This is a genomic window from Flavobacterium sasangense DSM 21067 (assembly GCF_000686885.1).
GTDB classification, from domain to species: domain Bacteria; phylum Bacteroidota; class Bacteroidia; order Flavobacteriales; family Flavobacteriaceae; genus Flavobacterium; species Flavobacterium sasangense.
The window spans coordinates 1-13,308 of the sequence record NZ_JMLU01000045.1 but is presented as its reverse complement, the minus strand read 5'-3'; the positions used below and the strand labels follow the sequence as shown (position 1 = coordinate 13,308).

The window sequence follows — 13,308 nt, the reverse complement described above, 5'->3', positions numbered from 1 at the left end:
GTCAATATGACAGAGTTGCTAAAGTTCCAGTTAAAGAAGAAATCAAAGTGGAAGAAACTACTGAAATCCATAATAATCATGTAAACCACAATGAAACTTCAAAGATGGTACTTCAAGAAGTTAACCAACTTAAAGTTGTTTTTGATAACTATTTTGTGGTAAAAGATGCTATGATTTCTTCTGATGGTAACACAACTTCAATTGCTTCAAAGGAATTACTAACTGCAATAAATAATGTTAAAATGGACAAATTGGATATGGATGTTCATATGGTTTGGATGAAAGTTGTAAATCAAATTAAAAAAGATACTGAACTGATTTCAAAATCAAAAGATATTAATAAACAACGAAATCACTTTACAACATTATCAAAAGACATTTATTCATTATTAAAAGTTGCAAAGTATGAGGTTCCAGTTTATTTCCAACATTGCCCTATGTACAATGATGGTAAAGGTGCAAATTGGTTAAGTAAAGAAAATGAAGTTAAAAACCCATACTATGGCAACAGAATGCTAACTTGTGGAAAAACAGTTGAAACCATTAAATAATGATTTTGCATATTAAAAATATGGTGTGCGATCGTTGTAAAATGGTCGTTAAAAATGAAATCGAAAATTTAGGATATTCACTAGTAAAAGTTGAATTAGGAGAAGTTGAACTGAATCAAAAGATTACAGATATTCAAAAAAAGGATATTAAATTAAATCTTGAGAAGTTTGGTTTTGAATTAATAGACGATAAAAAAAGTAGAGTTATTGAAAAAATTAAAGCATTACTAATCGATCTGATTCAAAACAAAAATGCAGATTTAAACCAAAATTTATCCTCTTACATAGCCGATAATCTAAATCATGATTACAGTAAACTCAGCAATCTATTCTCAGAAGTGGAAGGAATTAGCATTGAAAAATATTACATCAACTTAAAAGTTGAAAAAGCAAAAGAGTTAATTATGTATGATGAATTAAGCTTAAGTGAAATTGCAGACCTCCTAAACTACAGTAGTGTAGCACATTTGAGTAATCAATTCAAGAAAATAACAGGATTTACACCAACACATTTCAAACAAATAAAAGAAGTAAAACGAGTTCAAATTGATAAAATTTAGAATGATGTAAATCATAGCCATAATTATACAATTCATACCCGGTTTTTCAGTAGAACTTTGTACAAGTAAATTAGTAAAAGATGAAAACAGTAAAAACACAACCATATGCAATCCCACTCGAAAATGTGGAAAGCGAACATTGCGCTATGATTGTTAATAAAGGATTGCAGTCTGTAGAGGGAATTACACAGCATAAAGTGGAAATAAACAACAAACAGGCTATCATTGAAACCGAAAAACCTGAAATAGCCATACCTAATGCCGTGAAAACCATTCGTGATTTGGGCTATGATGTTGCAACAACCACACAAATAATTCCAGTTTTGCAAATGACTTGTGCTTCTTGTGCTGTGAGTGTAGAAAGTATAATTAAGTTCTTACCTGGTGTGGTGAACGCTTCAGTAAATTATGCTTCAGCAGAAGTTAAAGTAGAATACATTCCTAGTTTAGTTACACTAAACCAAATGCAAGTAGCGGTACAAAGTATTGGCTATGATTTATTTATCAATCAAGATAATAGTCAATACGAAACTTTAGAGGATATCCATCTTAGAAAACAGAAACAACTAAAAGCAAAAACACTTGGAGCCATCATTTTATCGGTTCCATTAGTGGCAATTGGTATGTTTTTTATGGATATTCCGTATGCTAATTATATCATGTGGATATTGGCAACACCAGTCGTGCTTTTCTATGGAAAAGATTTCTACATAAATGCCTGGAAACAGTTAAAACATCGTTCGGCTAATATGGACACACTAGTAGCATTGAGTACAGGTGTAGCCTATATTTTTAGCGTATTTAATACGCTTTTTCCAGACTATTGGCATTCTAAAGGATTACACGCTCATGTTTATTTTGAATCTGCAGCAGTGGTAATTGCTTTTATTTTATTAGGTAAATTACTGGAAGAAAATGCTAAAGGAAATACTTCTTCAGCCATTAAAAAGTTAATTGGCTTACAACCCAAAACGGTAAACATTGTAGATGCCAATGGGAACCAAATGGAATTACCAATAGAACAAGTCGAAGTTGGAATGACCATCATAGTAAAACCTGGAGAGAAAGTAGCAGTAGATGGAATTGTTTCTCAAGGAAGTTCTTTTGTAGATGAAAGTATGTTGAGTGGCGAACCCGTTCCAGTGAGAAAAGAGACAAATGACAAAGTGTTTTCGGGAACTATTAATCAAAAAGGAAGTTTTCAATTCAAAGCGGAAAAAGTAGGAGCCGATACCATGCTTTCTCATATAATTAAAATGGTGCAAGAAGCACAAGGAAGTAAAGCTCCTGTTCAAAAATTGGTAGATAAAATAGCGAGTGTTTTTGTTCCAATTGTCATCGGCATCGCCTTACTATCGCTTATTGCTTGGATAATTTGGGGGGGTGAAAACGGATTCACTCAAGGATTGTTAGCTTTAGTGACAGTTTTAGTAATTGCATGTCCGTGTGCTTTAGGTTTAGCCACACCAACAGCCATCATGGTAGGTGTAGGAAAAGGAGCAGAGGAAGGAATTCTAATCAAAGATGCGGAGAGCTTGGAATTAGCTAAAAAAATCAATGCCATTATTTTAGATAAAACAGGTACAATCACCAAAGGTAAACCCACAGTAACCGATGTAATTTGGGCAGAAGGAAATGATAGTTCTAAACAAATTTTGATCGCTATCGAAAAACAATCAGAACACCCGTTGGCAGAAGCAGTTGTAAGTTTTTATAAAGATGAAAATTCAGTAAATGTAAATCACATTGAAAGCATTACTGGAAAAGGGGTGAAAGCCCACTATAACGGAGAATATTATTTTGTAGGAAATAAAAAATTACTTTTCGAAAATGGTATAAATATTTCTGAAAAACTAGACCATGAGGCTTCAAAGTGGCTATTAGAGGCTAAAACCGTGATTTGGTTTGCCGATTCTAAAAATGCGTTATCCGTTTTAGCCATTGCCGACGAAATCAAAGAAACCTCCATAGAAGCCATTCAAGAACTTCAAAAAATGAATATTGAAGTGTATATGCTAACAGGTGATAATGCAAATACAGCCAAAGCCGTTGCTGAAAAAGTAGGAATTACCAATTTCAAAGGAGAAGTTTTACCAAAAGACAAAGCCGATTTTGTAAAAGAGCTACAAGCAAAAGGCAAAATAGTAGCTATGGTGGGTGATGGTATCAACGATAGTACCGCTTTAGCACAAGCTAATGTAAGTATCGCGATGGGAAAAGGAAGTGACATAGCTATTGATGTAGCCAAAATGACCATTATCTCATCTGATCTTTCTAAAATTCCATTGGCAATAAAGATTTCAGCAAAAACCGTGAATACCATTAAACAAAACCTTTTTTGGGCTTTCATTTATAATATTATTGGAATTCCACTTGCAGCTGGAATTTTATATCCAATAAATGGGTTTTTATTAAATCCAATGATTGCTGGAGCTGCTATGGCATTAAGTAGTGTAAGTGTGGTAGCGAATAGTTTACGATTAAAATATTTTAAAAATTAAAACAACATCAAAATGAAAAATAACACATTAAAATTCAAAACAAATATCAATTGTATGGGGTGTGTAGCCAAAGTAACACCAGAATTAGACCAAGTAGCCGCAATTGAAAATTGGGAAGTTGATATTCACAACAAAGAAAAAATACTAACCGTTGAAGCTTCATCAGAAAAAGAACAGGAAATCATGCAAGCGGTGGAAAAAGCAGGTTTTAAAATCGAAAAAATCAATTCATAAGTCTTTAGTGCTACTTGAAACAAAGTAAGGTGGCATTTTTATTAATCTTTGAAAATATAAAGATGAAAAAACAAAAAAGTGTTTCAAGAATAGTGGGAACTATGCTACTTATGTTAGTTGCGATACCCAACTCATTCGCTCAAAAAATAGTACGATACGATTTATACGTTCGCGATACAATTGTCAACTATTCTGGAACTGAAAAAAGAGCTATTGCGGTGAACGGTCAAATTCCAATGCCAACCTTAACTTTTACAGAAGGCGATATTGCCGAAATTTACGTACATAACGAATTAAATGAAACTACTTCGTTGCATTGGCACGGATTATTTTTACCTAACAAAGAAGATGGAGTACCGAATTTAACCCAAATGCCCATTCAACCTGGCACAACGCATAAATATACGTTTCCCATCATCCAAAACGGAACGCATTGGTATCATTCGCATTCTGGATTGCAAGAACAAATAGGAATGTATGGTATGTTCATTATGAATAAAAAAGAAAACGATCCTACTTTTAGAAAAGGTATCGATGATTTACCAACTGTTCCTTTAATTTTAAGCGAATGGACCGATTTAAAACCCGAAAACGTTCACCGAATGTTGCACAACGCTTCCGATTGGTTTGCCATCAAAAAAGGTTCCACACAAAGTTATAGTGAAGCCATTAAACAAGGGCATTTTAAAACAAAACTAGGCAACGAGTGGAAACGAATGAATGCCATGGATGTAAGCGATGTCTATTACGAAAAGTTTCTAATCAACGGAAAAAATGAAAGCCAATTAACACAGTTTAAAGGAGGCGATAAAGTCCGACTTCGTATTGCTAATGGAGGTGCTTCCTCTTATTTTTGGTTGACCTATGCAGGTGGAAAAATTACGGTTGTAGCTAGTGATGGTAATGATGTAGAACCTGTTGAAGTAGATCGATTACTAATTGCTGTTTCTGAAACCTATGATGTCATAGTCACAATTCCAGCCAATAATACGTCATATGAATTTTTAGCTACTGCCGAAGATAGAACAAAATCCGCATCCCTTTACATTGGAAACGGTATCAAACAATTGATTTCACCCTTGCCAAAATTAAAATATTTTGAAGGGATGAAGATGATGAATGACATGATGAAAATGAATGGAGAGTTGGATGATATGGGAATGAGCATGTCGTTAAATCAAATGGATATGAACGTAGTTATGTATCCCGAAATTACTGGAGAAGCTGATAATAAAAAGAAAGAACAAACACTAAAGGCAGCAAGCCATCAAGAACATTCAAAACATAATAAGTATGACGCTAATGCATTGGCGAACATCACCACATTGAATTACGCCATGCTTAAAGCTACTGAAAAAACAACATTGCCAAAAGACGCTCCAGTTAAAGAACTTCGTTTTGAACTTACTGGAAACATGAACCGTTATGTGTGGAGTTTAGATAATAAAGTAATTTCAGAAACCGATAAAATCTTAATTAAGAAAGGCGAAAATGTTAGAATTACGCTCTACAACGGTTCCATGATGCGCCATCCGATGCATTTACACGGACACGATTTCAGAATCATTAACGGACAAGACGATTACGCACCTTTAAAAAACGTAATGGATTTAATGCCAATGGAAACCAATGTAATAGAATTCAATGCTAATGTTGAGGGCGATTGGTTTTTTCATTGTCACATATTGTATCACATGATGGCAGGCATGGGTAGAATTTTTACGTATGAAAATCAAGAACCCAATCCATTAATTCCTAATCCAAAATTAGCCCAACGCAAATTGTACGCAGATGACAGAGCTTTTCATATCATGGCAGAAAACGATTTTGCTACTAATGGAAACGATGGTATGGCAATGATTCAAAATACACGATGGAGTTTAGGTGCAGAATGGCGTTTAGGATACAATGACATGCACGGTTATGAAGCAGAATTTCATTTAGGAAGATATATTGGAAAAATGCAATGGTTAATGCCCTTTATCGGTTTTGATTGGCGTTACCGAGATATGGAAGGTGAGATAGAAAAAAACATTTTCGGACAAAAAAACACCAAAGACCATAGAGCTGTTTTAAGTGCTGGATTTGCCTATACCTTACCCATGTTAGTTCAGTTTCAAGCAGAGGTGTTTCAAGATGGAAATCTAAGATTACAATTAATGCGAGAAGATATCCCTGTTTCCAAACGATTACGAATGGGCTTCATGGTCAATACTGATACCGAATATATGCTAGAAGCACGATATATTCTAAAACGAAATCTCAGCCTAAGAACACATTATGATAGCGATATGGGATTTGGAGTAGGGTTGAATTTAAATTATTAATAGAAAAGAGCGTTTTCAATTGTGCTCTTTTTTATCTAAAATTATTTTTTATTATTTCTTCAAAATCCTCTTTTATAAACTCCCAATATTTTCCTTTATAGCAAATTGGGTCAAAATCATCATCAGCTTGTTCAAAAGAAATAAAGTTTTGAATGATTAAATCTTTATCATGGCTATAAGGGTATCTTTGTTCGTGTAATTCTATCATTTGGCTTATAGAATAGGAATCAAGTAAATTATGTAAATCCCAATAATCCTTTTTTCTTCCGCCTCTTTGAATGACATCTATCTTCATAGCAATAATTTCTTCAATAGTAGCCATTCTTATTCCATCTACTTCGATAAAAGGTTGAATAAATGTATCGGTATAAAATATATCTAATTTTATAGTGTTATTTTCATTATTTCCAACGAAATATGCCTTCCCCATTGCAGGTGGAACATCTAAAAAATCAACATAGTCAAAATTGTTTTTCAAAAAATCTTCAATCTCTTTAAAATTTAATGTACCATATTCAGCATCACTAAATAAATCAATATCTATGGATTCTCTATGCCCAATTTGAAGACTTAATGCAGTACCACCAACTAATCTAAAGTTTTGAAAAATAGGAGCATCCATTAGAGTAATGAGACTATTTTTTAGCAAATCATTTACGGTATTGTAATAGAGCATTATGCTTTTTGTTTGTTTTTATTAATAGTGTAAGGTTTTCTTCTTGAGTTTTGAAGAGCCACACTAATCTTAGGTAAACCGTAAAATGCTTCTAGCTCTTTTTTTTCGGTTTCATTTCCTCTTTCGTAAACACGTTGAATAATTGCTCTGTATTGCTTATCCCAGTTAATTTTAGAAATATCGGTATCCCAAAAAAGTGATTTTCTTAGATTAGATAAGTTAGGAGTATGGAGTGATTTCTTTTTTTCTTCAGCTATTTCATAAAAAGTTTGAAGAAATGCCATTGAACCTTCTTCTAAACCGAGTGCTGCTTCAATTTTTAAAGCTAATGCAGTATTGAGACTTCTTCTACCTTTTGTAATAGCATTAATGGTTTGTGGATGTTCTCCTATAGAAAGGGCAAAAGGACGCTGAGAAATCTCTTTTTTTGCTAATAAACGCTCTAAAATGATTCCTGGATGAATACCTTTATATTTTTCTAATTCAAAACTCATAATACAAATGTAAACAAATTTGTTTACATATTGCAAAAATGTTGCCAGATTTAGATTAAAAGGTAAAATTTATGTAATCAAAAAAAAGTAAGAAATTTCTTTCTATTTGCCGATACAATATCTTTTTTCTCTTTATTCATAAGGGTTGAAGAGGGTGGAGGTGTACTTGGGGTGTTACGAAAATTAAATATTAAAGGAAAAAAATAATTTTTACAAATTTACAATTTTTTAAACTTTTGAAAGTAAAAAGATACTATCTATTTAAATTATGCGGTGAATAGGAGAGTTATTCGCCGCATAATTCATTTTGTTATTGTTTTTTTAAAAGTTCAATATCTTGAAGTTTTCTACCTAAAGTGTCATCAGCAGCCAGTTTTAAAAAATCATCTTGAAGACCCAGTACTCTCAAAACATTAAAGTAAGCTCCCATTGACACACTATGATTTCCAGATTCTATTAAGTATAATGTCGAACGAGAAATATTAGCACGCTCAGCAACTTGTATTGTAGTTAATTTTCTTCTTTTGCGTGCCAATTTTATATTTTCACCCATTTTTTCAAGAAGTAAATTGTATTTTGGAAAAATAACTTGCTTTTTAGTGTTCATACAAAATGATTGATATTATATACAAAAATATTTTTTTTGTATATAATATCAATCATTTTTTAAAAATGTAAACGTTTTATTTTAATTATAATAAGCAGGATTGTAAAAGCAAACTCTAGGGGTAAAGAAAAAAGGCTGATTATCAAAATAATCAGCCCTTTTTTAAACTATTTTATAATTATTAATTTACCTTTTACTTTTTAAAAGATCTGGGACGTTAATAATTGGTAGTATTATTGAATTCAAGTAAGTGTCTTTCCAAAGATTAAACATTATACCTCTTAAAGTAGAATATGAAATCGCTAGTAATGTACACACAAATACGCCTCCAAATAATGGCTTCTCATTGTTAATTTGATAATGGTCTTTTAAATCTTCAATCTTAAAGAAAAAATCAATTTCATAATTTCCACCCTGATTTATTGTCTTTCCATTAATTTCAGCACTTACATCTAAATAAAGTCTAATTTTAACTAATTCTTTATCAAGATTATGCATCATATTATGAGAAACTTGTATATCATAAGTAGGTTTAACATCCAATTTTCCATTAAATAAAACTGTGTTTTCTTTAACTGTTTTTATGTTGGTTAAATGGATTTTTGATGGAACTATTTGGGTATTTTCCATGACTATGATACTTTCTTGTCTAAACCGCCTTCAGTAGCAAATACTTCAGAGTTTTCAAATGATGTTTCTTCAATTTCTTCTTCGTGATTAACATATACTTTTAAGTAAACAATTTCTCTTTGTGCCTCTATGTGTATGATATCCTCTTTTAAAACTGTTTCAATTTTAGTAATAGTTTTAGTTGTAAATGTGTGTGTGCCTGAAAGCCATTTACTTATTTCAGAAGGTGTTTTTTTGAGCATGCGAGCTAAATCAGCTGGTTTTAATCTTCGCTCTTCCAGCATCTCGTGAATTTTATTAGCGATTGCTAAATTCTTTTCTACAAGCTTTGCGATTTCTGGATTACCATTTTCTTGTAACCAGTCGTTTATGATGTTGTTTTTTGGAAACTCCATTTTTTAAAGGAATAATTTTAAATCTGATGAACAGTTTATTAAAGTGAAATCGTCATTCCATACGATGTCTTTTTCTACAAAAGCTAAATCAATAGCTTTTGTTAGCCGATTTGCCAAATAAAAGTGCTCTTTAACATTTTGACAGTCTTGTGCATAACGTGTAGTTTTTATGTCGCCATTAAATAAAAATACTACATTTTCATTTGCTCGGAGGCAATATAACCTAATGTTATTTGCTTTGGTCTTTCCCAATTCAGTATAACTTGGTTCTCTGTCTTTGCCTTTTGGAGGCAGTGCAGAAGCGTCTGCGATAGAAGCCTCTGGTCTAAATAAGTGATTTTGTGCACCATATTTATCTCCTATAATTTTTATCCATTCTAGCACGTGATTTAATTTTTTTCTATTATGCTGACTATGATAATCAATAAAATCTTCAAAAAGAGAAGTTTTACTTTCATTAATACATACAGAATAATAAGCTACTTTATTGTAACGTGCTATAGGTTTTATGTGTGCAAATGTATTCACTTATAAGTTAATTTCCAAATTTTTATTCACTTTTAAGTGAACTTTAGTAAAATATGTTATTTTGATGTTAATCAAATTAGTGCTTTCAAATATAAGCAAAGTTTAAAAGAAATATATTTTTAATTCATTAAAACACCTGGTAAATTATTAATTGTATTATTTCATTATTTTTAGAGAAAAAAAGAGTAATAATGAGAAAAGCAATTGTTTATGTTCACAGTGATAGAGCAGGGGTGTTAACTGAAATTTCTCCAACTGAATATTATTTCGAATATGATGATAACTACAAAGGTGATTTAGTTTCACTAACAATGCCCATTAGTCAAAAAGAGTATAGTTATAATTCATTTCCGCCTTTTTTTGATGGGTTACTTCCTGAAGGATTCATGTTAGAGGGCTTATTGAAAAATACAAGTATAGACCCTAATGATTACTTTTCTCAATTATTACTAGTTGGAGATAATTTGGTTGGAATTGTAACGGTTAAAATGGAGAATGAAATTTAGATTGCTATAGAACTAAGATTATTATTCTAAATTACAAAAGCTTCTCTCTTTTCGCACTTATTACAATTTGTTCGGAGCAACGATTTGTATAATCTCCTTTGTAATCTAATATTTTAAGTAATGCTACTTCGATATACCAAATACAAATCTGTAAAGCTTCGTATTTAGCCATATTTTCTATTTTATTTAGTTTTGCTCTTTTTTCTTCTTGAGAATGTACAATTGTATTTCTTATTTGAACAACTGCTTCTGGAGCGTCAACTAATTTTTCAGCCTTGAGAAATTTATCTAAGTATGTGAATTTTTTTGGAATAGAATAATTGAGATTTAGTTGAGATAACAATAACCTAATTTTATTTGAAGCATTAATATTTTCAGAATCTTTGCCTATCAATAGTTTTTTGTTTTCTATTATGTACCAATTATATAATAGCTCTAATGCTGTCTGAGCCATTATTAATGAACCTTCGACAAAACCACTACTTTTATTACATTCCAAATACCAATGAATAGCTGTGTTTAAAACATCTTTATCATTCTTATCTTTCCATTTTTTACTAAATACTTGCCATAATTCATTTATATATTCAATAGAATGTGAATTTATCCAACTAGGTAAATCATCATATCTGTCAACATAATAATTTGAATAATCGCACCAAATTTTTTCATTATCAAAAATGCCGTGAATTAAAATTGCAGAAGTTCTTTTTCCATTTAAAAACGACAAAAAGAGATTCAAGCAATTTAAAATTTCTTTTGAGTTTTCATATGTTAAAGCTCCTTTTTTTGAAATTAATTCACCTGAATGAGTAATTATATATCCTCCATTTTCGGTTACAGAACTATACAATTCTTTATATTCAAATCTTTTGTCAATAGTGATTTTATATCTATCATTTTCTAATATTAATCTATTTCTTAAGGTACTTCTACTTGTTTTGGTAATTTTTTTTACTGATATCCCTAAAAATTCTCTAAAATTAGGTATACAAAACTTTATTTTAGAAATAGGAATTGTTTTTTCGCCAGTAATTACTGTATGTCTAAATACTCCTTTTATTGAAATCTGATTATTAATATTAAAATTTGAAATTATTGCAACTCCATAATTTTCACCATTTACAACTATTTCAAAATGTTCAATATCATTTATTGTCTTTATAATTAAATCTGAAAATTCAGTAGTAACCCCCTCAAAGACTACTCCAATACTTGGATTCCATTTGTATTGAATATTACCCTGAATAATTATTTCTATTTTTTCATATTTCATAAGAAACAAACCGTTATAAACTGAGATTGTTTCGTTTGCTGTATTCATTTGAACTGGAGATTCTAATATATCATCAACGTCATTCATAAAATCGTTTAAATAAGTTTCATCAATCATTAGTTAATTATTTAATTTTTATTAGATAAAGGATAAAAGTACATTTGAAACCAACCATTTAATCTTTTTAAGCTAATTTGACCTAAATTAGTTTTCCAGTTACGTCCAAACCAATCTTCATCGCTTTTTATTTCTCCTAATTCGTAATAAGATTTTCCATTTACATCTAAACCAAGTTTGTCTGAGAATAATTTCAACATTGCTTCTAATTCTTGTTGACTAATGATATAACTTTTTGAAGGACTTTCTTTTCCTAAAATAAATAAAGCCTCATTTACTTCTGGATTCGGGATTAATATTTTATTAAAAAAATTAAAAAAATATTGACTTGTGAAATTTACCAAGCCAAAATTTTCTCCATTTTGATATTTTTGTTCTTGAAAATTTTCAACTCTATTCATTTCATCAATTATACTTATAAAATGATCATCAAAATTATTTATATTTAGAAATGAGTTGTAGTATTGAATAAATTCATTTGGTTTTAAAACAATAGTATAAATTCCTAATTTTTGAAATACTGCTTTTGTTTTGTGATAATTTTTATCATCATTAGTAATATAAAATTCACATATAGAAGCAAATGCAGAGTGAGATGCATCTTCAGTTGTATTACTAAAAGTGTTTTTCTCTTTTTCAGTAACTTTTACTTTATCAGCTTTAAAACCGTGCATATCTAATTTGATATATTCATTTGTTATTTCATCAAACCATTCTGGGGCATTTTTACCTTTTTCAAAATATTTATCAGGTTCAAAATTTTCTATCCCTGTTTTCTTATATGCTTTTTCAATTACTTCAAAAGGATTTTTGTGTTCATTGAAGTGTCCACTATTTACACCAATTTGTTGTACCATATTTCTTAAATCTTTATAGTCTTCTGTTTCATTCATATTGTGAAACATTTTACCAAAACTCTTAAAGAAACCATTCATTGTTTTGTCTTCTTTTAGCCCAGGAAACATTTTGTCTAACATTGCAGCACTCTCGGGATTTTCGAACGCTTCCTTAAATGCTGAGTCTAATGGTATTGAAGAAATCATATTTTTTATTGAATTAACTATTCCAAACATTGGATTATCTTCTTCAATTGAACTAAATAAATTGTCTAGGCTAAAATCTTCAAAAAGAGGAGCTTCACTAATTCTGTCATCTAATAATTTTCCTGGTTGGTAATGGTCTAAAACTACATCTTTTGAATTATTTATTAAACACAAATCATCAGTCAAATATGTTATATAATCTAAATCTTCTCGAACAATTTTTTGTTCTTCTTCACTATGGTTTTTGATACTGGAGAAAATATCTCCAATGTGTGAAGTTGAATACAATAAGAGAAATTTATCCTTGTTTAAAATTATTTCATTTAGTTCTCGGAAATGATTATTTTTCATTCCTGACATAACATTCCAATCTAAATAAACTTTAATCATGACTAATTGTTTTGGAAAACATTAATTTAAAGGTACTTAAGTCTATTAGAATTCAACTTTCAATCTCTTCTTCAATTTAATATTTAAATTTTCTACACCTAAGTCGTGTCTAATCAGTTCAGATATTGACTCTATTTTATCTAATAATTTATCAAAATAAGTTTCAATCTCTTCTTTTGAACCTTTCAAATTAGTTTCTTCAAAAAACATTTCATAAAAAACTTCAATTTCATCTATAATATTTTGAGGAAGAAACAAACTATTTTCTATGACTGCTTTTCTAAACTCATCAAATTGAAAATCTATTTTTATATTAATTGCTTTTTTTGTTTCTTCATTAAACTTGTCGTTTTCTTTTAAATCAAAAACTTCATTTATAATTGTAAATCGTCAGCAAAAAGTGGACTGATTTAGTTCAAAACTAAGAGAGTGTTTTCAAAAATTATTAACTTTGAAATAGTATGAAAACACCT

General features: G+C 30.4%; 15 protein-coding genes. 6 read left to right on the top strand and 9 right to left on the bottom strand.

What is annotated here, in order from left to right:
* The 5 genes from BP92_RS0113330 to BP92_RS0113310 form a co-directional block, all read left to right on the top strand.
* Window positions 1-551 (top strand): DUF3347 domain-containing protein (locus BP92_RS0113330; protein ID WP_026726493.1); only part of this gene is annotated, 551 nt, incomplete at its 5' end.
* The gene (locus BP92_RS0113325; RefSeq protein ID WP_026726492.1) at window positions 551-1,111 is read left to right on the top strand and encodes a helix-turn-helix domain-containing protein; all 561 of its coding nucleotides are present in this window, start codon (window positions 551-553) and stop codon (window positions 1,109-1,111) included. The genes BP92_RS0113330 and BP92_RS0113325, both read left to right, overlap by 1 nt.
* Window positions 1,112-1,191: 80 nt before the next feature.
* Window positions 1,192-3,612, top strand: coding sequence for a heavy metal translocating P-type ATPase (locus tag BP92_RS0113320; RefSeq protein ID WP_026726491.1), 2,421 nt, complete (start codon window positions 1,192-1,194; stop codon window positions 3,610-3,612).
* Window positions 3,613-3,624: 12 nt separating this feature from the next.
* The gene (locus BP92_RS0113315) at window positions 3,625-3,846 is read left to right on the top strand and encodes a heavy-metal-associated domain-containing protein (RefSeq protein ID WP_026726490.1); all 222 of its coding nucleotides are present in this window, start codon (window positions 3,625-3,627) and stop codon (window positions 3,844-3,846) included.
* Between the two features lie 62 nt (window positions 3,847-3,908).
* Window positions 3,909-6,173: a multicopper oxidase family protein gene (locus BP92_RS0113310; protein ID WP_026726489.1), complete on the top strand. Its 2,265-nt coding sequence runs from the start codon at window positions 3,909-3,911 to the stop codon at window positions 6,171-6,173.
* Between the two features lie 31 nt (window positions 6,174-6,204).
* Here BP92_RS0113310 and BP92_RS0113305 read toward each other — a convergent pair whose 3' ends face one another.
* The 6 genes from BP92_RS0113305 to BP92_RS0113280 all read right to left on the bottom strand — a co-directional run bounded on the left by BP92_RS0113305 (window position 6,205) and on the right by BP92_RS0113280 (window position 9,503).
* Window positions 6,205-6,849 carry a nucleotidyl transferase AbiEii/AbiGii toxin family protein gene (locus tag BP92_RS0113305; RefSeq protein WP_026726488.1) on the bottom strand — a complete coding sequence of 215 codons (645 nt, stop codon included), beginning with the start codon at window positions 6,847-6,849 and terminating at the stop codon, window positions 6,205-6,207.
* Window positions 6,849-7,343: a helix-turn-helix transcriptional regulator gene (locus tag BP92_RS0113300; RefSeq protein ID WP_026726487.1), complete on the bottom strand. Its 495-nt coding sequence runs from the start codon at window positions 7,341-7,343 to the stop codon at window positions 6,849-6,851. Before BP92_RS0113300 ends, BP92_RS0113305 begins: the two co-directional genes overlap by 1 nt.
* A gap of 310 nt (window positions 7,344-7,653) precedes the next feature.
* Window positions 7,654-7,950: a helix-turn-helix domain-containing protein gene (locus tag BP92_RS0113295; protein ID WP_026726486.1), complete on the bottom strand. Its 297-nt coding sequence runs from the start codon at window positions 7,948-7,950 to the stop codon at window positions 7,654-7,656.
* 186 nt (window positions 7,951-8,136) lie between these two features.
* On the bottom strand, window positions 8,137-8,580 hold the full coding sequence (locus tag BP92_RS0113290; RefSeq protein WP_026726485.1) for a hypothetical protein: 444 nt from the start codon (window positions 8,578-8,580) through the stop codon (window positions 8,137-8,139).
* A 2-nt stretch (window positions 8,581-8,582) separates the two neighbouring features.
* Window positions 8,583-8,975 (bottom strand): helix-turn-helix domain-containing protein, encoded by a 393-nt coding sequence (locus BP92_RS16400; protein ID WP_051604489.1) that lies wholly within the window; start codon window positions 8,973-8,975, stop codon window positions 8,583-8,585.
* A 3-nt stretch (window positions 8,976-8,978) separates the two neighbouring features.
* A complete protein-coding gene (locus BP92_RS0113280; RefSeq protein ID WP_026726484.1) occupies window positions 8,979-9,503 on the bottom strand; it encodes a hypothetical protein in 525 nt (174 codons plus the stop codon).
* A gap of 191 nt (window positions 9,504-9,694) precedes the next feature.
* Between BP92_RS0113280 and BP92_RS0113275 the strand changes: the two genes are divergently transcribed.
* Window positions 9,695-10,009, top strand: a complete 315-nt coding sequence (locus BP92_RS0113275; protein WP_026726483.1) for a HipA N-terminal domain-containing protein — start codon at window positions 9,695-9,697, stop codon at window positions 10,007-10,009.
* 31 nt (window positions 10,010-10,040) lie between these two features.
* On the opposite strand, the gene BP92_RS0113270 is transcribed toward BP92_RS0113275, so the two are convergent.
* The 3 genes from BP92_RS0113270 to BP92_RS0113260 are packed head-to-tail and all read right to left on the bottom strand — an operon-like array spanning window position 10,041 to window position 13,093.
* Window positions 10,041-11,402, bottom strand: a complete 1,362-nt coding sequence (locus BP92_RS0113270; protein ID WP_026726482.1) for a hypothetical protein — start codon at window positions 11,400-11,402, stop codon at window positions 10,041-10,043.
* An 11-nt stretch (window positions 11,403-11,413) separates the two neighbouring features.
* On the bottom strand, window positions 11,414-12,835 hold the full coding sequence (locus BP92_RS0113265) for a hypothetical protein (RefSeq protein WP_026726481.1): 1,422 nt from the start codon (window positions 12,833-12,835) through the stop codon (window positions 11,414-11,416).
* A 45-nt stretch (window positions 12,836-12,880) separates the two neighbouring features.
* Entirely contained in the window at window positions 12,881-13,093 is a 213-nt protein-coding gene (locus BP92_RS0113260) for a hypothetical protein (protein ID WP_026726480.1), read from the bottom strand.
* Between the last annotated feature and the right edge of the window lie 215 nt (window positions 13,094-13,308).